This window comes from Kineococcus endophyticus, from assembly GCF_040796495.1.
Lineage (GTDB): Bacteria > Actinomycetota > Actinomycetes > Actinomycetales > Kineococcaceae > Kineococcus > Kineococcus endophyticus.
The window spans coordinates 65,582-87,056 of record NZ_JBFNQN010000004.1; the positions used below are offsets into that span (position 1 = coordinate 65,582).

Annotated in this window: 17 protein-coding genes; 10 read left to right on the forward strand and 7 right to left on the reverse strand. The window is 75.3% G+C overall.

Annotated features, from left to right (window positions below):
* Positions 1-21: 21 nt before the first annotated feature.
* The gene (locus tag AB1207_RS06420) at positions 22-1,257 is read right to left on the reverse strand and encodes an FAD-dependent monooxygenase (protein WP_367637057.1); all 1,236 of its coding nucleotides are present in this window, start codon (positions 1,255-1,257) and stop codon (positions 22-24) included.
* Between the two features lie 72 nt (positions 1,258-1,329).
* On the opposite strand from AB1207_RS06420, the gene AB1207_RS06425 reads away from it, so the two are divergent.
* A complete protein-coding gene (locus tag AB1207_RS06425) occupies positions 1,330-1,773 on the forward strand; it encodes a MarR family winged helix-turn-helix transcriptional regulator (RefSeq protein ID WP_367637058.1) in 444 nt (147 codons plus the stop codon).
* Between the two features lie 15 nt (positions 1,774-1,788).
* Here AB1207_RS06425 and AB1207_RS06430 read toward each other — a convergent pair whose 3' ends face one another.
* The 3 genes from AB1207_RS06430 to AB1207_RS06440 form a co-directional block, all read right to left on the reverse strand.
* On the reverse strand, positions 1,789-2,898 hold the full coding sequence (locus AB1207_RS06430) for an NAD(P)-dependent alcohol dehydrogenase (protein ID WP_367637059.1): 1,110 nt from the start codon (positions 2,896-2,898) through the stop codon (positions 1,789-1,791).
* A gap of 14 nt (positions 2,899-2,912) precedes the next feature.
* On the reverse strand, positions 2,913-4,373 hold the full coding sequence (locus tag AB1207_RS06435) for an aldehyde dehydrogenase family protein (protein WP_367637060.1): 1,461 nt from the start codon (positions 4,371-4,373) through the stop codon (positions 2,913-2,915).
* Positions 4,374-4,575: 202 nt separating this feature from the next.
* Positions 4,576-6,783 carry an alkaline phosphatase family protein gene (locus AB1207_RS06440; RefSeq protein ID WP_367637061.1) on the reverse strand — a complete coding sequence of 736 codons (2,208 nt, stop codon included), beginning with the start codon at positions 6,781-6,783 and terminating at the stop codon, positions 4,576-4,578.
* 141 nt (positions 6,784-6,924) lie between these two features.
* Here AB1207_RS06440 and AB1207_RS06445 point away from each other — a divergent pair, with 141 nt between their 5' ends.
* From AB1207_RS06445 to AB1207_RS06460, 4 genes are all read left to right on the forward strand, one after another.
* The gene (locus AB1207_RS06445) at positions 6,925-8,202 is read left to right on the forward strand and encodes a glycosyltransferase 87 family protein (protein ID WP_367637062.1); all 1,278 of its coding nucleotides are present in this window, start codon (positions 6,925-6,927) and stop codon (positions 8,200-8,202) included.
* 78 nt (positions 8,203-8,280) lie between these two features.
* Positions 8,281-8,586 (forward strand): WhiB family transcriptional regulator, encoded by a 306-nt coding sequence (locus tag AB1207_RS06450; RefSeq protein ID WP_367637063.1) that lies wholly within the window; start codon positions 8,281-8,283, stop codon positions 8,584-8,586.
* A 59-nt stretch (positions 8,587-8,645) separates the two neighbouring features.
* Entirely contained in the window at positions 8,646-9,590 is a 945-nt protein-coding gene (gene pheA / locus AB1207_RS06455; protein ID WP_367637064.1) for a prephenate dehydratase, read from the forward strand.
* Between the two features lie 222 nt (positions 9,591-9,812).
* A complete protein-coding gene (locus AB1207_RS06460; protein WP_367637065.1) occupies positions 9,813-11,681 on the forward strand; it encodes an EAL domain-containing protein in 1,869 nt (622 codons plus the stop codon).
* Here the strand turns inward: AB1207_RS06460 and AB1207_RS06465 are convergent.
* Positions 11,626-12,723, reverse strand: a complete 1,098-nt coding sequence (locus AB1207_RS06465; protein ID WP_367637067.1) for a diacylglycerol/lipid kinase family protein — start codon at positions 12,721-12,723, stop codon at positions 11,626-11,628. The genes AB1207_RS06460 and AB1207_RS06465 overlap by 56 nt on opposite strands.
* Positions 12,724-12,811: 88 nt before the next feature.
* Between AB1207_RS06465 and serS the strand changes: the two genes are divergently transcribed.
* Entirely contained in the window at positions 12,812-14,086 is a 1,275-nt protein-coding gene (serS, locus tag AB1207_RS06470) for a serine--tRNA ligase (RefSeq protein ID WP_367637068.1), read from the forward strand.
* On the opposite strand, the gene AB1207_RS06475 is transcribed toward serS, so the two are convergent.
* Complete coding sequence (locus AB1207_RS06475; protein ID WP_367637070.1) at positions 14,070-14,726, reverse strand: hypothetical protein; 657 nt, start codon at positions 14,724-14,726, stop codon at positions 14,070-14,072. The genes serS and AB1207_RS06475 overlap by 17 nt on opposite strands.
* A 109-nt stretch (positions 14,727-14,835) precedes the next feature.
* On the opposite strand from AB1207_RS06475, the gene AB1207_RS06480 reads away from it, so the two are divergent.
* The 4 genes from AB1207_RS06480 to AB1207_RS06495 all read left to right on the forward strand — a co-directional run bounded on the left by AB1207_RS06480 (position 14,836) and on the right by AB1207_RS06495 (position 20,143).
* On the forward strand, positions 14,836-15,657 hold the full coding sequence (locus tag AB1207_RS06480; protein WP_367637072.1) for an HAD family hydrolase: 822 nt from the start codon (positions 14,836-14,838) through the stop codon (positions 15,655-15,657).
* A gap of 151 nt (positions 15,658-15,808) precedes the next feature.
* Complete coding sequence (locus AB1207_RS06485; protein WP_367637073.1) at positions 15,809-17,410, forward strand: GAF domain-containing protein; 1,602 nt, start codon at positions 15,809-15,811, stop codon at positions 17,408-17,410.
* 34 nt (positions 17,411-17,444) lie between these two features.
* Positions 17,445-18,683: an EAL and HDOD domain-containing protein gene (locus AB1207_RS06490; RefSeq protein ID WP_367637074.1), complete on the forward strand. Its 1,239-nt coding sequence runs from the start codon at positions 17,445-17,447 to the stop codon at positions 18,681-18,683.
* Positions 18,680-20,143 carry a diguanylate cyclase domain-containing protein gene (locus AB1207_RS06495; RefSeq protein WP_367637076.1) on the forward strand — a complete coding sequence of 488 codons (1,464 nt, stop codon included), beginning with the start codon at positions 18,680-18,682 and terminating at the stop codon, positions 20,141-20,143. Before AB1207_RS06490 ends, AB1207_RS06495 begins: the two co-directional genes overlap by 4 nt.
* Positions 20,144-20,159: 16 nt before the next feature.
* On the opposite strand, the gene AB1207_RS06500 is transcribed toward AB1207_RS06495, so the two are convergent.
* Complete coding sequence (locus AB1207_RS06500) at positions 20,160-21,425, reverse strand: sensor histidine kinase (protein WP_367637078.1); 1,266 nt, start codon at positions 21,423-21,425, stop codon at positions 20,160-20,162.
* Between the last annotated feature and the right edge of the window lie 50 nt (positions 21,426-21,475).

Genomic DNA, 21,475 nt, shown 5'->3' on the forward strand with positions numbered 1-21,475 from the left:
CCCGGGGAGGCACGGCCGGCGTCACCCCGCCCGGGCGGGCAGGTCCGGGTAGTCCGGCACGGTGAACGCGTCGGCGGGCGGGTTCGTGAACCGGCCCGTCAGCCCGCCGAGGGCGCGGGCGGGCCGGCTCGTCAGCACGCGCACGCCGGTCCACAGCGCCTGCCGGTGCCAGGCCGTCCGCGGGTTGGCGACCGCGGGCGTCCCCGGGGGCAGGTCCTGCGCGCGGGTGACGAGGGGCCGCAGGCGGCGTTCGTAGGCGGCGAAGGCGTCGGTGTGCGAGCGGCCGCGGGCGTGGGCCGTGGCGAGTTCGCCGGCCAGGACGTAGGCGCCGGTGAGGCCGAGCGTCGTGCCCATGCCGCTGACGGGCGAGGCGCAGTGCGCGGCGTCCCCCAGCAGCACGACGCGTCCGCTGCTCCAGCGGTCCAGGTGCACCTGGGCGAGGTCCTCGAAGTGGAAGGGGGTGCCGTCCAGGGCCGCCAGGACGCGGTCGGTCTCCCAGCCCGCGTCGCGGAACACCCTGCGCAGCACCGTGACCTGGGCGGCGGGGTCGAGGTCGGCGAGGCCGCGGGTGGGGGACAGGAAGTTCAGCAGCGCCCGCGTCGTGCCGGTGTCGTCGGGGCGCAGGTGGACGCTGCGGCCCTCGAGCGCGTTGTACCAGCGCCAGGTCCGGTCGTCCGTGGCCGTGCGCGGGATCGTGACGTAGACGCAGTACATGCCGAGCGGCCGGACCGGGTCGCCGCCGAACACCAGGTCTCGGGTGCGCGAGCCCACGCCCTCGGCGACGACGACGAGGTCGACCTCGCGGACGTCGCCCGAGGCAAGGGTGACGGTGACGCCGTCCCCGTGGTCGTCCAGACCCGTGACGTGGTCGCCGAACACGCGCTCGGTGCGTTCGGCGGGCAGGTCGAGCAGCAGCCCGGACAGCTTGCCGCGCAGGATCTCCAGCTCGGCGGTGGCGCCGTCGCTCTCGCCCTGCGCCGCGGGCAGGACCGCGCGCGGACGGCCGCGCTCGTCGACGAACGCGGTGCCCTCCTCCGTCGTGTGCGCCGCGAGCGCCGCCTGCTCGATGCCCGTGCGGCGCAGCACCTCCCGCCCGGCGCCGCGGACGTCGACGTTCTGCCCCTCCTCGCGGCGGGCGGCGGCGCGTTCGACGAGGACGACGGCGAAGCCCGCGCGGTCGAGCCAGTGCGCGAGCAGCGGACCGGCGACGCCGGCGCCGGAGACCAGGACGGTTCCGTGGTGGGACTGGGACGACATGCGATCCTCCGGGGGTCGATGTCGTTCAGTGAACTGGTCGCTAGGCTCTCTAGCAACCCGAGGGAGTCGCACGTGCCGGAGGAGATGGTCCCCGGGCTCTCGCCCGTCGTCGTCGCCGTGCGCGAGGTCATGCACGCGTCGCGGGAACTGGGCAACCGCATCGCCCGCGGGTCGGGGCGCAGCGCGACGGACACGACCGCGCTCGGGCTGCTCGACATGTACGGGCCGCTCGGGCCCGCCGAGCTCGCCGGGCACCTCGGCATCAGCACGGCCTCGGCCACTGCCCTCGTCGACCGGCTGGAGGAGGCCGGTGACGTCCACCGGGTCGCGCACCCCACCGACCGCCGGCGGGTCGTCGTCCACCTCGAAACGGCGACGCGCGAGCGCGAACGCGCGGTGTGGACCCCGGTCGTGGCCGACATCGACGCGGCGGCGCGGGAACTGCCGCCGGGTGAGCAGGAGGTCGTCCGCGCCTGGTTGGTGCGGTTGGCCGACCTGCTCGCCCGGCACCCCTGAACCCGGGGCCCCGCGTCAGGGGACGAGCACGGGTTTCACCGTCGCGCCGCTGTGCATGTCCGCGACGGCCTCGTCGAACCGGTCGAAGGAGTACGTCCGCACCAGTTCCCCCAACGGCATCCGGCCGTCCGCCACGAGGTCGACGAGCGCCGGGATCAACGTCGCGCCGTCGCCGTCGCCGAGGGTGATGCCCTCCACCCGGCGGCCCGGCAGCAGACCGTTCACGTCCACGCCGACCTCCACGCCGAACGGCGGCGCCCCCACCGCCAGGGCGGTTCCCCGCGGGGCGAGCGCGTCCACCCCGGCTCGCAGCAGCGCGGGAACGCCTGTGGTGTCGACGACGCCGTCGGCCCCGCCGCCGGTGACGTCGAGCAGGACCGCCGTGAGGTCGCCGTCGAGGGCGGAGGTGTCCACGACGTGCGTCGCTCCGAACCTGCGCGCCGTCTCCAACCGGTGGGCCACGCGGTCGACGGCGACGATCCGCGTCGCGGGGGTGAGCGCGGCGGCCGCGACGGCGGCCAGCCCGACGGCTCCCGCCCCGAGCACGACCACCGCGTCACCGGGCCTGGGGCGCAGCGCGTTCCACACCGCACCGGCCCCCGTCTGGAAACCGCACCCGAGCGGGGCCAGCGTCGGCAGCGGGGAACCGGCGGGGACGCGGACGAGGCTGCGCTCGTCGACGAGGGCGTGCCGTGCGAACGAGGACTGCCCGAAGAAGTGCCCGCCGAGGGGTTCGCCGGCGCGGGTGATCGTGGGGCTGCCGTCGGCGCGGCGGCCGCCGAGCAGGTTCAGTGGCAACCACTGGACGCAGTAGGCGGGGTGGCCCTGGCGGCAGTTCCTGCAGTCGCCGCAGGACGTGAACGAGGTGAGGACCTCGTCGCCGACGGACACCCCGCGGACGGCGGACCCGACGGCCTCGACGATCCCGGCGCCCTCGTGGCCGAGGACCCCTGGCAGGGGGAACGGCAGGGCGCCGGAGGCGACGGTGAGGTCGGTGTGGCACAACCCGACGGCGACGGTGCGGACGAGCACCTCGTCCGGGCGCGGATCGTCGAGTTCCACCTCGACGGCGCGGGCGGACGCTCCTCCGGACTCGACGACGAGGGCTTCGGTGGTGGTGGGCACGGCGGGTTCCTCCCTCAGGCCAGCGAGACGACGACGGACTTGGTGCGGGTGTAGGAGTGCAGCGCCTCCGGTCCGTACTCGCGGCCGAACCCCGAGGCGCCGACGCCACCGAACGGCACGGCCGGGTCCAGCAGCGCCCAGTCGTTCACCCAGACGATGCCGGCACGCAACCGCGAGGCGACGCGGTGGGCGCGGGCGACGTCGCGCGTCTGCAGGCCCGCGGCCAGGCCGTAGGGGGTTCCGTTCGCCATCTCGACGGCCTCGTCCTCGGAGTCGAACGGCTGCACCGTCAGGACCGGGCCGAACACCTCCTCCGCGACGACGGGGTCGGTGCTCTTCACGTCGGCCAGGACGGTGGGGCAGTAGAAGAACCCGTCTGCGAGGTCGCCGGGGAGCTCGGGGCGCGCGCCCCCGCACACGACGCGGGCGCCGGAGGCCCTGGCCTGCTCGACGTACCCCTCGACGACCTCGCGCTGACGGGCCGAGGCGAGCGGACCGACCACGGTCGCGGGATCGCGCGGGTCGCCCAGCGGAACCCCGGGGACGGCCTGCGCGAGGATCCCGAGGACCGTCTCGTACAGGGGGCGTTCGACGAGCAGGCGCGGTCCGCCCATGCAGAACTGCCCGGTGTTGAAGACGAACGCCTTGACCGCGGCGCCGATCGCCGACTCGACGTCCGCGTCGGCGAAGACGATGTTCGCCGCGTTCCCGCCCAGTTCCATCGTGACCTGGGTGAGGTTCTGCCCGCTGACGGCGGCGGCGTGCCGGCCGACCTCCGTGGACCCGGTGAACGCGACCTTGTCGACGCCCGGGTGCCGCAGCAGCGCCTCGCCGACCACGCCGCCGGAACCGGTCACGACGTTGACGACGCCCGCGGGAACTCCCGCGTCGAGGAACAGCTGGGCCATGAACAGAGCGCTGAGCGAGGTGTCGGCGGCGGGTTTGTGGACGACCGTGTTCCCGGCCGCCAGGGCGGGGGCGATCTTCGTGCTAGACAGGACGAGCGGGAAGTTGAAGGGCGTGATGGCCGCGACGACGCCGACGGGTTCGCGGACCGTGTAGGCGTGCGCGGGGAACGGGGTCGAGCGGACGGAACCGTCCATCGTCTGCGCCAGCGCGGCGCAGTACGCGTACTGCTCGGCGGCGGTCTCGACGTCCACCGGGCGGCAGAGCCCCACGGGTTTGCCGACGTCGAGGCTCTCGAGGCGGACGAGTTCGTCGGCGTTCTCGCGGATGAGCTCGGAGATGCGCAGCAGGACCTTGGAGCGGTCCCGGCCCGTGGTGCGCCCCCACGGGCCCTCACCGGCGGCGCGCGCCGCGGCCACCGCCGCGTCGACGTGCTCCACCCCGCCGCGCGCGACGTTCCCGACGACGCGGCCGGTCGCCGGGTCGACGACGTCGAGCCGTTCGGCCGTCTCCACGCGCCGCCCGTCGATGAACAGGCCACCCAGGGCCGCGGGCACTGCCTCCGCCATGTCGCACCTCCGTGTCCGGGGCCGTCCGACGGCTTCGTCGGCGGTGGGCACAGCGTGCGATGCGTCAGGAAACCTGTCAATGGTAGATACCTCTGGGGCGCGCCGGGGGGAGGGATCGTCGTCCAGCGCTGCGCGCTGGCTCCAGCAGCCGGCTCAACCTGCGAGCCGGCTGCGTCAGCGATCCCCGCGGGAGGCGGCGCGGTCAGGGCCGGGTGGGCCCGTCCTCGACGACCCGCGTGATGCACGCGATGAGCAGCGGGACCGCGAGCATCGCGCCGACGGCCGGGACCGCGGCCCCGGAGTCGTTCACGGCGAACCCGATGACCAGCAGCACGAGCAGGCACGCTAGCCCGGGCTTCAGGACGGGGTGGCGCTCGTAGGTGCGTTCCAGCACCGAGACGCCCAGGACCCGCGGCCGGGCCAGCACGACGGCGATGAACACGGTCGCCAGGGCGAGGACCAGGCTGAGGATCCAGTTGCTGAACAGGATCCGCAGGTTCTGCTCGCCCTTGCGCTCGACGACCTGCCACGCCCCGCCGTCGACGACCGTCTGGACGAACCGGCCCAGGTGGGTCTGGTCGTCGACGGGCCGCAGCCAGTCGGCCACCGAGATGGCGGCGAGCACCAGGAGCGTCGCGCCGAGGAGGACGACGACGCGCTTCGGCGTGACCTTCACCCCGGCCACGACGAGGGCGAGGAGCCCGAAGGCGGGCAGGATCGCCGGCGGCCCGCCGAAGTCGGCCCCGAGGACGCCGTCGACGTACGTGGCGAGCAGGCCCATCACCGCCACGAGCACGACCGCCGCCCGCCGACGGCCGGAGCGCACGAGCCAGTCCGCCACCGCGACCGTGAACAGCAGCGAGCCGGCCGCGAAGAGGGCGAACTGCGGGTTGCCCATGCCGTAGAAGCGGCCGGCGACGACCGGTTGCAGGCCGTTGAGGCTCGACGTCATGAGCCGCGAGCCCGTGGCGCAGTCGACGGCCAGCACGGCCGCCACCACGAACCCGACGAACCCCAGCGGCCCCAGCGCGTGCCGCCGCCACGGTCCGAGCAGCGCCAGGGCCGTGATGACGACGACGTACACCGCGACGGCCCCCGTCACGGCCAGCAGGTGGCTCGCGGTGGAGTCCCCCGCCCGCCACCACGGGATCGTGTTGGCCAGGAACGTCGAGGCGCACACGGCGGCGAAGGCGACGGCCACCGCGCGCAGCCAGGCCAGGATCCGCCGGCGTCCCGCGGTGCCGCCCCAGGCCTTGCGCAGCGCGAGCGTCGCGACGCCGTACAGCAGGATCTGCGAGGCGCCCCACACCGTGAAGAACGGCCCGACGAGCGGCTGGACGGCCTGGGCCGCGGCGTCGAGGTCGCGGACCTTGCGCTCGCGGTCGGCGGCGGACGCGTCGGCGTCGGTGCTCGTCACGGGGGCGCCGACCAGGCCGGGCGTCCCGTGGTCCGAGCCCAAGGCCAGCGCCAGGACGGTCGGCGTCAGGTCGGTCGTCTGGACGATGGCCGTCTGCCGGGTCGAGCGCGAACCCAGGAACCCCTCGTAGTCGCCCGAGCCCGGCTGCGGGCCGGTCGCCGCGGCGAACTGCAGGTGCGCTGTGGCGCCGGCGTCGGCGAGGGAGACGGCGAGGAGCGTCGTCGCGTCCGCGCCGGTGGAGTCCGCGACGGCCCGCTGGACGGCGGCCACGCGCGCGTCGACCTCGGCGACCTGCGCGGCGCGCGACTCCGCCGGCGCCTGCTCCCGCGAGGGCAGGTCATCGGGGTCGCGCACGACCCCCGCGTCCACGACCACGACGCGGGTGCCGTTCTCGAGGGCGTCCTGCACGTACCCGCCGATCTCGGCGGGGGTGCTCGCCGCGACGTAGTCGGGGACACGGCCGGAGGTGTCGGCGAGCGCGATCGCCGCACCGGGTCCGACGGCCAGGGAGTCCACGGAGGACAGCGCGGCCCCGAGCGTGCCGGGGACGGCGCCGAAGGTGTCGCCGTCGGCGATCCGGCGGAACTCGTCGAACCCGGGGACCGTCGTCGGTCCGCCGACCACGTCGGTGGCGACGGCCGGAGCGGGGACCGCGGCGCACGCGGCGCTCGCGTGCTGGGCCGACGTCCCGTCGAAGTCCGTGGCCCGCCGACCCGCGGACAGGCCCAGCCAGCCGTCGGCCGGGCACGCGGCCGTGAAGACGCTGCGCACGGCGACCGTCCCGATCGCACCCGAGGTCATCGACGCGAGCGCCGGGGTCGCCTGCTCGGACACGTCGGTCCACCGCACGCCCGAGAACCCGACGACGACGAGCGGGGCACGCCCTTCCCCCGCGCTGGTGGCCGCCTGCGCCGGCGCCGCGCCGACCCCCAGGACGACCGCCAGCACCCCGAGGACAGCGACCGCCGCTGCCAACCCCCGGGCGGAAAACACACTTTCCGCCCCTGCGAGGGGGGTGCGGGGGGCGGAAAGAGTGTTTTCCACGCGGGCTCGGGGGGTGGTCGGGTGGGGCACGGTCCCAGGCTAGGGGTGGGGATGGTCGGGACCCGTGCCCCGCTGGGGGAGGATCGGGGGGTGCTGACGCAGGGGACCGCTGAGCCGGCCGGACCGACGGGAGTGCGCTCCCGGGGGGGTGCGGGCCTGTGGCGGGCGCTCGGCGTGCTCGTCGTGCTGGCGGCGGTCGCGCCGATCGTGCACCGCTACCTCGTCGCCTACCCCGACGACCAGTGGCAGGTCGACCTCGAGGTCTACCGCGAGGCCGGGCGCTCGCTGCTCCTCGGCCGGCCCGTCTACCTCTTCGAGACGGAGGTGCCCCAGCTCCTGCCGTTCACGTACCCCACCTTCTCGGCCGTGCTGTCGATCCCGCTGGCGCTCATGCCGTGGACGGTGGCGGGGTGGGTGTGGACGGGGTTCCAGCTCCTCCTGCTGTACGTCGTCGTCGGGCTCGCCTTCCGGCCGCTGCTGGACCGCGCGGGCCGCTGGACGGGCCTGGCCCACGGCCTCGTCGTCGCGGCGTGCGTGTGGATCTCGCCGGTGGGGGAGAACATCCGGTTCGGGCAGGTGAACGCGGTCCTCGTGACGCTGTGCCTCCTCGACCTCGTCAAGGGCTCCGACGGCCTGCGGATCGGGCGCTTCACGCTGCGCTGGCCCAGGGGCGCGCTCGTCGGGATCGCGGTCGCGATCAAGCTGACGCCGGGCGTGTTCCTCGTCCACTTCGCGATCACGAAGCAGTGGCGCGAGCTGCGCAACGCCGTGCTGGCCGCGGTCGGGGTGACGGTCGCGACCTTCGCCATCGCCCCCGAGGGGTCCCTGGAGTTCTGGACGTCGGCGCTGCTGAACTCCGACCGCCTCGGTCCCAACGCGGGGTCGTCCAACCAGTCGCTGCGCGGCTTCGTCCTGCGCCTGTACCTCTCGGACGGGGCGACGACGGCGCTGTGGGGCGTCCTGGCCCTCGCCGCCGCCGTCGCCGGCTTCGCCCTGGCGCGGGCTCTGTTCCGGCGCGGGAACCTCGTCGGTGAGGTGGCGGCGTGCGGGCTCGTCGCGCTGCTCGTCTCGCCCGTGTCGTGGCTGCACCACTACCTGTGGGGCGTCGTCGTGCTCGGTGCGCTCGTCGGCGACGCCCGGGTGCGGGCCCGGGTGGTCGCCGCCGTCGCCGGGCTCCTGCTGCTGTGGATCGCGTGGCCGTGGTGGGGCGCGAACCTGCTCGCCGAGCGCAGCGTCCCGACCGCCGTCGCGCGCTTCGTGCAGAACGGGGACCTGTGGTGGGCGTGTGCCGCGGTGGTCGTCCTGTGGCGGTTGCTCGTCCGACACACCCCCCCCTCAATCACGGGTAGTGACGGATCGGTCGCATAGCGTTTAGATTTTTCCCCCACAGGGCATCACAGGTCCACGCGCGAACACCGCGTGACACCACTTGAGGGGGGCAATGCCGTGAGTGAGACCAGCAAGGGACTCCGCCCCACCGTCGACGCCTGGGAGTGGCAGCTCTCGGGCGCCTGCCGGGACGCCGACTCCGAGCTCTTCTTCCACCCCGAGCTGGAACGGGGAGCAGCACGCCAGCACCGCGACGCCGCGGCGCTGGCCATCTGCGCCGAGTGCCCCGTGCTGCGCCAGTGCCGGCAGCACGTCCTGACGCACCGGGAGAACTACGGCGTCTGGGGCGGGCTGACCGAGGACCAGCGCGACGCGATCTGGAGCGGGCGCACCGACAAGCGCAAGCTGCGCCGGGCCGGCTGAGCGCCGCCCCGGTCCCGGCCGTCCCCGTCGGGGGAGGGGGACGGCTACTGTGCGGGACCGTGCTGCGCTACGCGTTCTTCGGCCCCGTCGGGACCTTCTCCGAGGCCGCCATGCGGACCGTCGTCGGCGACGCGCCCGCCCAGGCGTTCTCCAGCGTCGACGCCACCATCGAAGCCGTCCGCAGCGGTGCGGCCGACGTGGGGTGCGTGCCCATCGAGAACTCCGTCGAGGGCGGTGTCCCCGCGACGCTGGACGGGCTCGCGGTCGGTGACCCGCTCGTCGTCGTCGCCGAGGTCGTCATCCCCGTGACGTTCGTCCTCGCGGCCCGCCCGGGCGTCGGCCTCGGCGACATCACGCGCGTCAGCACGCACTCGCACGCCTACGCGCAGGTGCGGCGCTGGCTGCAGGCCCACCTGCCCGGCGTGGGCTACGTGCCCGCGACGTCCACGGCCGCGTCCGCCCAGTCCCTCGCCGACGAGCTCGCCGGCGGGGAACCGGCCGGCTTCGAGGGCGCCGTCTGCGCCCCCTTCGCCGCCGCCCGGCACGGGCTCGACGTCCTCGCCGAGGGCATCGAGGACCGCGAGGGGGCCCAGACGCGGTTCGTCCTGCTGTCCCGCCCCGGCGCCGGCACGACGCCCGCGCCCACGGGCAACGACAAGACGTCGCTCGTCGTCTTCCTGCGCGAGGAGCGGCCCGGCGCCCTCGTCGAGGCCCTCGAGCAGTTCGTCACGCGCGGGATCAACCTGACCCGCATCGAGTCCCGCCCCTCGGGCGACGCCCTCGGCCGGTACTGCTTCTCCATCGACTGCGACGGCCACGTCACCGACGCCCGCGTCGGGGAGGCCCTCATGGGTCTGCACCGCGTCTCCGAGCGCGTCCGGTTCGTCGGCAGCTACCCCCGCGCCGACGGCGGCCGGACGATCACGGGCTCCGGGCCCAGCGAGAGCGAGTTCGAGGAGGCGCGCAGCTGGCTCGACCGGCTCCGCGCCGGCGCCGCCTCCTGACGCCCCTCCGGGGGTGGGCTCGTCGAGGCAGCCGGCTCACGGGGTGAGCCGGATGCTGGAGCCAGCGCGCAGCGCTGGACAGCGGGCCCACCCGCTCGCGGCCGCGCCCGGATCGTTGGAGCGGAGGGCCGGACCTACCGGCCCGTCGTGACGACGATCCCGACCCCGCCGCCACCCGCACGGCGCATCTAGAACTGGACGTGATGCGCCGATGCACAGGACGTGACCAGTCCGACGTCTCCCGCGACGCCGCCCGCAGCCGACGCCGCCGCGCTCGCGCTGCAGGCCGAGCTGCCCGCCGCCATCGCGGACGGTCAGCTGCGGGTGCACTACCAGCAGATCGTCGCGGCCGGCACCCACCGCGTCGTCGGCGTCGAGGCGCTCGTGCGCTGGCAGCACCCCGAGCACGGTCTGCTCGGTCCCGGCGCGTTCGTCCCCCGCGCCGAGGGCACCCCGACGATGGTCGCGCTGACGACGTGGGTCCTGCAGCGGGCCGCCGCCCAGTGCGCCGCCTGGCGCGCCGCGGGCCACGACATCGGTGTCTCGGTGAACCTGTCCGCCGCCCTCGTCCAGCACCCCGACCTGCTCGACACCGTCCGTGCGGTCCTCGCCGAGCACCGCCTCGAGCCCGGCGTGCTCACCCTCGAGGTCACCGAGACGGCGCTGCTGGCCGACCCGTGCGGGGCCGCGGCGGTCCTGGCCGCGCTGCGCGCGGCGGGCGCCCGCGTCTCCCTCGACGACTTCGGCACCGGCTACACGTCGCTGACGATGCTGCGCCAGCTCGAGGTCGACGAGCTGAAGATCGACCGCACCTTCGTCGCGGCCGCGGCGCAGGCGCCCGTCGACGCCGCCATCGTGCGGGCCCTGGTCGACCTCGCGCACCGGCTGTCCATGGAGGTCGTCGCCGAGGGCGTCGAGGACGCCCGCACCGCCGAACGCGTCCGCGCCCTGGGCGCCGACGTCCTGCAGGGCTACCACTTCGCGCGCCCGGTCCCGGCGGAGGACGTGTTCACCACCGCCGGCGGCGGGCCCGTCGACTTCCCCGGAGCGCGTGTCAGCGGACCGGTGCCCGCCCCCCGGCCGGCCGACGAGAGCGAACGCGTCGAGCTCGCCCACCGGGTCCTCGGCACGACGGCCGCCTCCCAGGGGCTGCTGCGCCGCACCACCGCCCTCGCGGCCGGTCTCCTCGGCGCGGAGTTCGCCAGCTTCAACGTCGTCACCGGGGAGCACGTGCACCTCCTGGCCCCCCACGGCCACGACTTCACGCGCGTCCGGCGCGACGGGACGCCGTGCGCCTGGGCCGTGCTGCAGCGCGACGTCCTCGAGGTCGACGTCACCGACGACCACCGCACCGCCGGCGGCGAGATCGCCGCCTCGGGCGTCCGGCACTACGTCGGCGTGCCCGTCCTGGACGCCCTCGGCCGCGTCCTCGGCGTCCTGTGCGTCTACGACCGCGGGCCGCTCACCGTCGACGACGCCCGCCGCGAGCAGCTGCGCCTGCTCGCCGGGGTCCTCGCCGACCACCTCGAGGGCGTCGACGCCGCCGGTCAGCTCGACCGCGTCCAGGCGATCCTGCAGGCCACGGCCGAGGTGGACCGCGCCGACGGGGAAGCCGGTGTCGCCGACGTCCTGGCCCGCGCCGTGCACGACCTCACCCGCCCCGACTTCACCGTGCTCGTCGGCCGGCCCGCCGGCGACGAGCGGTGGCAGGTCGTCGACCACCTCGGCGACGCGCCCCGCGCCGTCCAGGGCGCCGTGTACGCCGAGGACGGCCGCAGCGCCGTGGCCCGGGCCATCGCCACCCGGCGGCCCGTCTGGGTGCCCGACGCCCGGACCAGCTCCGTCGTCGACGGCGACCTGGCGCAGCGGTGGGGGGCGGCGGCCGTCCTGACCGTCCCCGTCGTCGCGGCCGACGGGACCCGCTACGTCCTGTCGCAGTGCTGGCGACGGCCGCAACCGGACCTGTCCGCCGTCCTGCGCGACGCGGCGACGGCGGCGGCGTGCTTCGCCGCCCACGCGCTCACGGCCCGCTCGCTCAGCGCAGCGGCGGGCAGCGCACCAGCAGCACTCCCGGGTCCACGGTCAGCGTGATGCGGTGGGCGGTCCCGATGGGGTCGCCGTCCAGCTCGACCTCCTGCGGGTCGGCGCAGCTCACCTCGAACCGCTCGCCCCGCAGGTGCTGCACCCGCCGCTGACCGCGGCGGTCCCGGGTCGCGATGGCCCACGCCACCTCGCCCCAGCCGATGCCCCCGCGCGGGGAGAGCACGACCGCGTCCAGGACGCCGTCGTCGATCTCCGCGTCGGGCATGAGGACCAGCTGCTTGGTCAGCTTGCCGCAGTTGCCGACGATGACCGCCCGCGTGCGCGACGGCGTCGGCGTCGAACCGTCCACCGAGATCTGCACCTTCGCCTGCGGGCCCCACAGCGCCCGGGCGCCGGAGACGACGTACGCGCCGTACCCCAGCCGCTGCTTGAGGCGGTCCTCGACGCCGGCCATCATCGCCGCGTCGAACCCCAGCCCCGCCATGACGAGGAACAGGTGCCGTTCGGGGTCGGCGTCCCGGCCCGTGCGGTCGACCTCCAGCCAGCCCACGTCGATCCGCTGGTCCTGCGCGGAGAACACGAGGTCGAGCGCGGCCGCGAGGTCGGTGTGCGGGACGTCGAGGTTGCGCGCCAGCAGGTTCCCCGTCCCCGCCGGCAGCAGGCCCATGGGTGTGGAGGTGCCGGCCAGTCCCTCGGCCACCGAGCGCACCGTGCCGTCCCCGCCCGCGGCCAGCACGAGGTCGACGCCCTGCGCGAGCGCCTCCTGCGCCTGCTGCCGGCCGGGTTCGGTGGGGGTCGTCTCGAACCACAGCGGGTCGTCCCAGCCGTGGGAGCGGAACACCGCCGCCACGTACGCCTGCCGCCGCCGCAGCGAGTGCTCGTCGAGGGTGGAGAACTTCGTCGGGTTCACGACGATGGCCGCGCGCCGCTGCTGCGTGGCCGGCACGTGCGGCGTCGTCGGGGGCACCTGCGCGGCCTGCAACCGCCGGGTCCGCCGGCGCTCGCGGGCGAGCAGGGCGAACACCACCGCAAGGGCCAGCGCGAGGACGACGGCGACCGCGCCGGTGTCGATCAGGTCCGCCACCGTCATCCGGCCACGCTAGCGGGCGCCCCCGGGGGAGGGCAGCGGGGCGTGAACTCGGTCGGTCCGGCGGTGGTGGACCCGTTAGTGTCGTGGCGTGATCGACCTGCGACTCCTCAGGGACGAACCGGACGCCGTCCGCGCCAGCCAGCGGGCCCGCGGCGAGGACGAGGGCGCCGTCGACCGCGCCCTGGACCTCGACGCCCGCCGCCGCACGGCCATCGCGCAGTTCGAGCAGCTGCGGTCCGAGCAGAAGTCCCGCGGCAAGGACGTCGCGGCCGCCAAGGGCGAGGAGAAGCAGAAGCTCCTCGCGGGGGTCAAGGAACTCGCCGAGCGGGTCAAGGCCGCGGACGCCGAGCAGGCCGCCGTGGGCGAGGAGTTCGACGCCGCCCTGCGCCTCATCCCCAACGTCGTCGAGGACGGCGTCCCGCCCGGGGGCGAGGACGACTACGTCGTGCTCGAGGAGGTCGGCACCCGCCCCGAGCTGCCCGAGGGCCTGGACGCCTGGCGCGACCACCTCGAACTCGGCGAGCTGCTCGGGGCCATCGACACCGAGCGCGGCGCCAAGGTCTCGGGGTCGCGGTTCTACTTCCTCACCGGCGTCGGGGCCCGGCTGGAACTGGCGCTGCTGAACCTGGCCGTCGCCAAGGCCGTCGAGAACGGGTTCACCCCGATGATCACGCCGACGCTGGTGAAGCCGGAGGTCATGGCGGGCACCGGGTTCCTCGGCGCGCACGCGGCCGAGGTGTACCACCTCGAGGAGGACGACCTCTACCTCACGGGGACGAGCGAGGTCGCCCTCGCCGGGTACCACGCCGACGAGATCCTCGACCTGTCCTCGGGTCCGAAGCGGTACGCGGGCTGGTCGGCCTGCTACCGCCGCGAGGCCGGGTCGTACGGCAAGGACACCCGCGGCATCATCCGCGTCCACCAGTTCCACAAGGTCGAGATGTTCTCGTTCTGCCGCCCCGAGGACGCCGCGGCCGAGCACCAGCGGCTGCTGGGTCTGGAGAAGGACATGCTCGCCGCGATCGAGGTGCCCTACCGGGTCATCGACACCGCGGCCGGCGACCTCGGCAGTTCCGCGGCGCGCAAGTACGACTGCGAGGCGTGGGTCCCGACGCAGGGGACGTACCGCGAACTCTCCTCGACGTCGAACTGCACGACGTTCCAGTCCCGTCGCCTCGGGGTGCGCGAGCGCCTCGCGGAGGGTTCGGGGACCCGTCCGGTGGCGACGCTCAACGGGACGCTGGCGACGACGCGCTGGCTCGTGGCCATCCTGGAGAACCACCAGCAGGCCGACGGTTCGGTGCGCGTTCCCGCTGCGCTGCAGCCGTTCCTCGGGCTGGACGTGCTCACGCCGGTCGGCTGAACCCCAGCGGCTGGGCCCAGTGCCCGCCCGCACGCAGCCGGTCCGCGACGAGCCGGGCCAGCCGCGTGCGGGGTTCGGCGGCCCCCGAGCGCACGGCGTCGGGGGTGTCGCGGAACACGAACTTCGCCACGGCCCGGTCGGCGTCGTCGTCGCGTTCCACCGTCGCGACGGAGAACCGCCGGGCGAACCGCACGACCCCGCTGCCGTGCCCGAGGGCCTCCAGCAGCGGGTCCAGCAACCACGAGTGGCAGCTGAACGCGCCGGCCCCGAGGAGTTCGCGGGCGGCGGCGAACGAGGCGTCGAGGTCGGCGTCGGTGAGCGGTCCGCCCTCGGGGACGTGGACGGCGTGCCGTCCCTCCCGCGCGGTGCGCTCGAACTGCAGCCGGCCCAGCGCGACGACGTCCGCGCGGGCCAGACCCCGCAACCAGCGCACGTCGATCGCGACGGGCCCCGTCGTCCCGTAGGCCGCGAGCTTGCGGGGCACGTCGGCGAGCGTCGCGGCGGCGACGTCGGGACCGAACCCGAGGGCCGCGAAGCGCGCGTCCACGTCGTCGCGGTGCTCCTGCAGGGCGGCCGCGAACTCCGCCGCGTCGAGGTCCGGCGCGTCCCAGGCCCCCAACGGCCCCGTCCTGTCGTCCACGTCACCCCTCCCGGCCTCCGTCCCCGGCATCCGACCAGCCCGCCCCGCGGGCGGCAAGCCGCGGTGCTCGGGCGGCGCCCGCCGGTGCCCACCCCGTAGGCTGCCGAGCGTGAGTGGGGGCCTTCAGGGCGTGCTCGTGGCGCTCGACGTCGACGGAACCGTCGTCGACCTGGACGAGTCGTTGTCCGACCGCGTGCGCGAGGCGGTGGGCCGGGTCGCCGCCGGCGGGGCCCACGTCGTCGTCGCGACGGGACGCTCGCTGCACGGCACGCTGCCGGTGCTGCAGCGCCTCGGCCTGCGCGAGGGCTTCGTGGTGTGCTCCAACGGCGCCGTCACCGTCCAGCTCGACCCGGCCGTGGACGAGGGCTACCGCGTCGTCTCGCTGCACACCTTCGACCCCTCCGGCGTGGCCGAGCTGCTGCGCGAGCACCTGCCCGCCGGGCTGTTCGCGACGGAGGTCCTGGGCCGCGGCTACAAGCTGACGGCGCCCTTCCCCGAGGGGGAGCTCACGGGCGACATGCAGATCGTCCCCTTCGACGAGCTGTTCGCTGAACCCGTCATGCGCGTCATCATCCGCAGCCCCGAGCACACGTCCGCCGAGTTCTCCCGCCTCGTCGACGAGGTCGGCCTGCACGGCGTCGCCTACTCCGTGGGCTGGACCGCCTGGCTCGACCTCGCCCCCGACGGGGTGACCAAGGCCAGTGCGCTGGAGGAGGTCCGGCTGCGCCTGGACGTCGATCCCGGCCGCACCCTGGCCGTCGGGGACGGCCGCAACGACGTCGAGATGCTGCGCTGGGCCGGGCGCGGCGTCGCCATGGGCAACGCGCCCGCCGAGGTGCAGGCGGCCGCCGACGAGGTCACCGGCACCGTCGACGAGGACGGCCTCGCCCAGGTGCTCGAGGGTCTGCTCGCGGTGGGACCCACCGCCTGACCCTCCCGCCCGGCGACCCCCGGCGACCCCCCGGCGGACAGCGCTCAAGGCCTCACCGCTGTCGGCCGATGACTGCAGGGCTGGAAGCAGCCGGCGCGGCACGACAGGCGTCCCTGGCCCCTCGTGCCGCGGGATGGAGACGGGGAGTCCGATGTTCCGATCGACCGCATCACGGCGGGCGGCCGAGGCCGCGGCGGGTCACGTGCAGGCGGCGGGTGCCGACCTCGAGGCGGTGACCGACCTCGTGCGTGCCCTGCAGCAGGCCACCACCCCGCAGGCTGCGGTCGAGACCGCGCTGGAGACGATCCGGTCCCGCTTCGGCTGGGCCTACGGGTCGTACTGGCGCCTGGAACGCCGACCCGGCACGGGAGCCGGTGCCGCACCCGTCCTCGTCTTCGCGCAGGACAGCGGTCGGGTGGACGGCCCGGCGGGGGAGGACTTCCGCCGCGTGACGCTGGCGGCGTCCTTCGCCGAGGGCGTGGGCCTGTCGGGACGGGCGTGGCGCCAGCGCGACCTCGTGCACGTGGCCGACCTCGGTGAGCTGACCGACTGCGTCCGCGCGCCGGTGGCCCAGCGCGCCGGGATCCGGTCGGGGATCTGCTTCCCGGTGCTGGAGGCCGGGGAGGTGGCCGGGACGATGGACTTCTTCACCACCGAGCGCGTCACGCTGTCCGCGGGCCGCACCGCGGTGCTGCGCACGGTCGCCACCCTGGTGTCCACGACGCTGGCCCGGCTGGCCGAGGCCGCGCGGCAGGAGAAGGCGGCGCAGGACGTCGAGGCCGTCTCGACGCTGATCCGTGAGCTGACCGCGGCCACCAGCGAGGAGGCGGCGCTGCGGGTGGCGCTGGACACGATCCGCGCCGACTTCGACTGGCAGTACGGCTCGTTCTGGCGGCTGGACGAGACCGGGCCGGCCTCGGGGCACGTCCTGCGCTTCGAGCTGGAGTCCGGCGACGCCGGTCAGGAGTTCCGGCAGGTGACGCTGGCGGCCTCCTTCGCCAAGGGCGTCGGGTTGTCGGGCCGGACGTGGGCGGCGCAGGACCTGGTGTTCGTGGAGGACCTGGGGGAGATGACCGACTGCGTCCGCGCGCCCGTGGCGCAGCGGGCAGGGGTGAAGTCGGGCGTCTGCCTGCCCGTCGTGGTCGGCGGCCGCGTGGTGGGGACGATGGACTTCTTCGCCACCCGCACTCTGGTGATGTCGGAGAGCCGGCGCGCGGCGCTGCGGAACACGGCGTTCCTCATCGGTCAGGCGATGGAGCGGTTCGCCGCGGCGGGTCGGTTGCAGCAGGCCGGTGGTGACCTGTTGTCCTCGATCGAGGAGGTCGAGCGGAACGTGGTCGCGGCGACGGGGGTCGCCGCGCAGGGGGAGGCGTTGGCCGCGGAGGCGAACGCGGAGGTCGCCGCGCTGGAGGAGGCCTCGGCGCAGATCAACGACGTGGTGCGGGCGATCCAGTCGATCGCCGCGCAGACGAAGCTGCTGGCGCTGAACGCGACCATCGAGGCGGCCCGTGCCGGCGAGGCCGGGCGCGGTTTCGCGATCGTGGCCGAGGAGGTCAAGGAGTTGTCGGGGGAGACCGAGCGCGCGACGAGCAGCGTCGGGGCCCGGGTGGCGACCATCCAGGCGCGCGTCGGTGCCGTCACCTCCTCCCTGGCGCAGATCAGCGCCGCGGTCGGGGAGATCAACCAGACGCAGTCCGTCATCGGCGGTGTCCTGACCGAGCAGTTCGCGGTGACCCGCGAGATCCTGGGGTGACGTCGACGTGACGGTTCCGGTGGACGGCGGACTCGTGACCCCCCGTGCGGGGGCGACGAGTTCCCTCGGCCTGCAGGCGGTCCACACGGCCGAGCGGGAGGTGTTCGGCTACGAACTCCTGCACCGCAGCGGTGCCTCGAACCGTGCCCGCCTGACGGGCGAGGCCGAGCACGACCGCGCCACCGCGCAGGTCGTCGCGGCGGTGTTCGGGGAGTTCGGCGTCGAGGACCTGTCCGGCGGCCGTCCCCTGTTCCTCAACGCGACCCGCTCGTTCTTCTCCGGTCAGGTGCAGCTGCCGTTCCCGCCCGGGCACGTCGTGCTCGAACTCCCGCAGCACGTCGACGTCGACCGGCGGCTCATGGTCGGCCTCGGCGACCTGCGGCGCAAGGGTTTCCCCATCGCCGTCGACGACTTCGACGGGGAGGTCTCCCGGGTCCCGGCCGTCGTGCACGCCGACTACGTCAAGGTCGACCTGCACGCGACGGGGGAGCGGCTGCCCGAGGTCGTCGACCTCGTCCGCAAGGTGAACCCGGGGGCCGTCCTCGTCGTCGAGCGCGTGGAGACCCAGGCGCAGTTCGACGTCTGCCGCGACCTCGGCGTCGACCTGTTCCAGGGGTACCTGCTGCACCGCCCCGAGGTCCTGCAGCGCCAGACGCTCAACCCCTCCCACCTGACCTGCGCGCAACTCGTGGCCCTGCTCGCCGACACCGACGCCGACGTGGGGCAGGTCGTCGACCTCCTCGCGCAGGACCCCGCCCTGAGCCTGCGCGTGCTGAAGACCGTGAGTTCGGCGGCCCACGCGCCGCGCGGCGGCATCACCTCGCTGCGGCAGGCCGTCGTCATGCTCGGCCGCCGGGAACTCATGAGCTGGGTCCTGCTCGTGCTGCTCGCCGGATCCGGCTCCGCCCGCGTCCCCGACGACACCCTCACCTGGATCTTCACGCGGGCCGAGGCCTGCCGGGCCCTGCGGCCCACCGCGGCCGAACCCGCGTTCACCGTCGGGTTGCTGTCCGCGGCCGCCGAGGCGCTGGCCTTCGACCCCGTCGAACTCACCCGCGGGTGCGCGCTCGACGCCTCCGTCCGCGACGCCCTGGTCACCGCCGGCGGTCCGCTCGGCGCGGCCCTCACGACCGTCCGCGACCACGAGGCCCTCGTCCTCGACGGCGACGGGGACCCCGCGGACCAGGACGTGGCCGCGGTCTACCTGCGCGCCCAGGTCGCCGCCCGGTCCCGGGTCGCAGCCTTCCGCGCACCACGCGGCCCGGGGCGGTGACCCGCCCGGCCCCCGGCGTGCCGCCCCGGGGTCTGGTCCCGGTCGGGGTGCTGGCCGGACTCGCCGCCGCGGTCCTCCCCTCCCAGCGGCCCCAGGCCGCGGCCGCGGTCCTGCTGGCCGTCCCGGCCCTGGGGTTCGCGCCGGCGCTCCTGTGGCACCGGGCCGACGCCGACCGGGTCTGGCGCTGGTTCGCCGTCGGCGCCGCGCTGCTGCTGCTGGGCGCGCCGGGGACGTGGAGCCTGCTCCTTCCGGGACACGTCCCCGTCGCCGTGGTGCCCGGCCTCGCCGTCCTCACCGCCGTCGGCGCGTACGCCGCCCTCTTCGCGGGCAACCTGCGCCTCCTGCACTACCAGCGCAGTGCCGTGGTGCCGCACGTCAACGCCTGGTTCGACGGCGTCGCGAGCCTGTTCGGGCTCACCGCCGTCCTCAGCGCGACGCTCGTGCCCGCCCTCACGGCGCGCGGGACCGGCACGCTGACCGCCCTCGCGTGGACCGCACGGCCCGCACTGGTCCTGGTGCTCACGGCCTTCGCCGCCGCCAACTGCGGCCTGGTGGCCCCCGGGCACCGGCGGCGCCCTGCGCGCGTCCTGCTGGTGTTCGCCGTGCTCCTGGCCGCCGAGACCGCCGACCTAGGGCACCTGCTCGCCGGCGGCCAGGCGTCCGCCCTCCTCGCCCCCGCGGCGTCCGGCCTGCGGGTCCTGGCCCTGCCCCTGCTCGTGCGCGCGGTGCGCGCGCCGACGGACCACCCGCGCGTGGTCGCCGACCTCGGCTGGGCGACGGTGGCCGCCCCGGTCAGCGTCTTCGCCATGACGATGGCGGCGGCGGCCTGGCGCACCGCCCACCCCGGGACGTCGACGCTGGTGCTGCTCTGCGAGGTCGCGGCCCTGACGACCGTCGCCGCCAAGCTCGTCCTGCTGACGCGGACGCTCGTCTCGCTCCTCGGCAGCCACCGGCTCTCGCTGCTCGACGAGCTGACGGGGCTGGCGAACCGGCGCGCCTTCTTCGCCGAGGTCGAGCGCGTCGACGACGGGGTGCCGCTGGCCGTCCTGCTCGTCGACCTCGACGGGTTCAAGGCCGTCAACGACCGTCACGGGCACCGCACGGGTGACCTCCTGCTGCGGGACACCGCCGCCCGCCTCGAGGACGTCGTCGGCAGCGACGGTCTGGTCGCCCGCCTCGGCGGGGACGAGTTCGTCGTCCTCCTCACGGGGCCCCGCACCGCGCGCGCCGACGACATCGCCCAGGCCCTCGTCGGGCAGCTCGGTCCGCGGGACGTCGACGGCCACCACCTGCGCGTCTCGGCCAGCGTGGGGGTCGCGGGCCCGGAGTCGACCGTGGGCCCGGCCGCCGTCGTCGCGGGGGCCACCGGCCGCGGTCGCGGGGAGGCGCTGCTGCACGCCGCCGACGTCGCGATGTACCGGGCGAAGTCCGAGGGCGGCGGGGCGCGCCGGGCGGCCTGAGCCGGTCCGGCGCACGTCAGGCCGGGGTGGCCCGGACGACGCCGCAGGGGAGGAACGCCCGTACGGCGAACCCGCCGTCGGCCGTGGGACCGGCCTGCAGCGACCCGCCCAGCGCGCAGGCGCGCTCGCTGATCCCCACGAGCCCGGCGCCGCCCCCGCCCAGACCGCACGCCGCACTGCGCGCGACGACGGGTTCCGCGCCGGTGCCCGCGGGCGGTGAGTTCTCGACGTCGACGTGGACGCCGGAGCGGAACCCGTCCCCGTGGTCGCGGTCGCGACCCAGCCGCACGCGGACGACGACGTCCGCACCGTCGGCGTGCCGGCGCACGTTCGTCAGGGCCTCCTGCGTGATGCGGTACACCGCGCGCTGCACGGGGGCGGGCACGCTCGCGGTGTCCACGGCGTCCGGCAGCTGCAGCCGCCCGCGCACGCCGGACCGCTGCCACAGGTGGGCGATGTCGTCGACGGTCCGCACGGCGTCGAGCGAGGCGGCGACGGCGTCGCTGGTCAGCGCGCCGAGGACCTGCCGCAGCTCGTCGTTGGCCTGGACCGCCAGGCTGCGGATGGTCTCGGTCGTGCGCACGGCGGCGGGGACCGGGTCCGCGCCGCGCAGCGTCACGCGGAGGACGCCCGCCTGCAGGGCGATGAGGGAGATCTGGTGGGACACGACGTCGTGCATCTCGCGGGCGAGCTGGGCGCGTTCGTCGGCGCGGGCGGCCCGCTCGGTCAGCAGCCGTTCGCGGTGCCGGCTCGCCTGCAGCTCGCGCAGCCGGTCGGCCTGCTCGCGGCGCACCCGCAGCAGGTGCCCCACCAGGCTGGCGCTGCCGACGTACCCGGCGAAGTAGACGGCCGACTGCAGGTTCAGGACGAGGAAGCCCGGCCCCGGGTACCAGTAGATGACGGTGTTGGCGACGGTCAGGGCCACGGTGATCGTCACGACCACCAGGAGGGCGGACCGCCTGCGGCGGTAGGTGAAGTTCGCCAGCAGGACACCGGGGGCGACCTGCAGCGTCGACCACCAGACGCCGGGCAGGGAGGCCAGCAGCGCCAGCAGCGGGCAGCGGCGGCGCAGCAGCACGCCGACGACGGCGAGCACGGAGACGAGCACCGACGTGCGGCTGGACCACGTCACGCCCTTGGACACGGCGTCCACGACGGAGGCGAGGACGAGCAGCGCCTGGGTGAGCACCCGTCCGCCGGGGCTGCGCAGGAACTCCGCGGCGGCGGCGCGGCGCTCGGCCGACAGCAGGGGGGTGCCGCGGGAGGGCGCGTCGCCGGACACCGGCCCAGGATCGCAGCCGGCCGTGCGGGGACGACCCCTCCGGAGGGAGG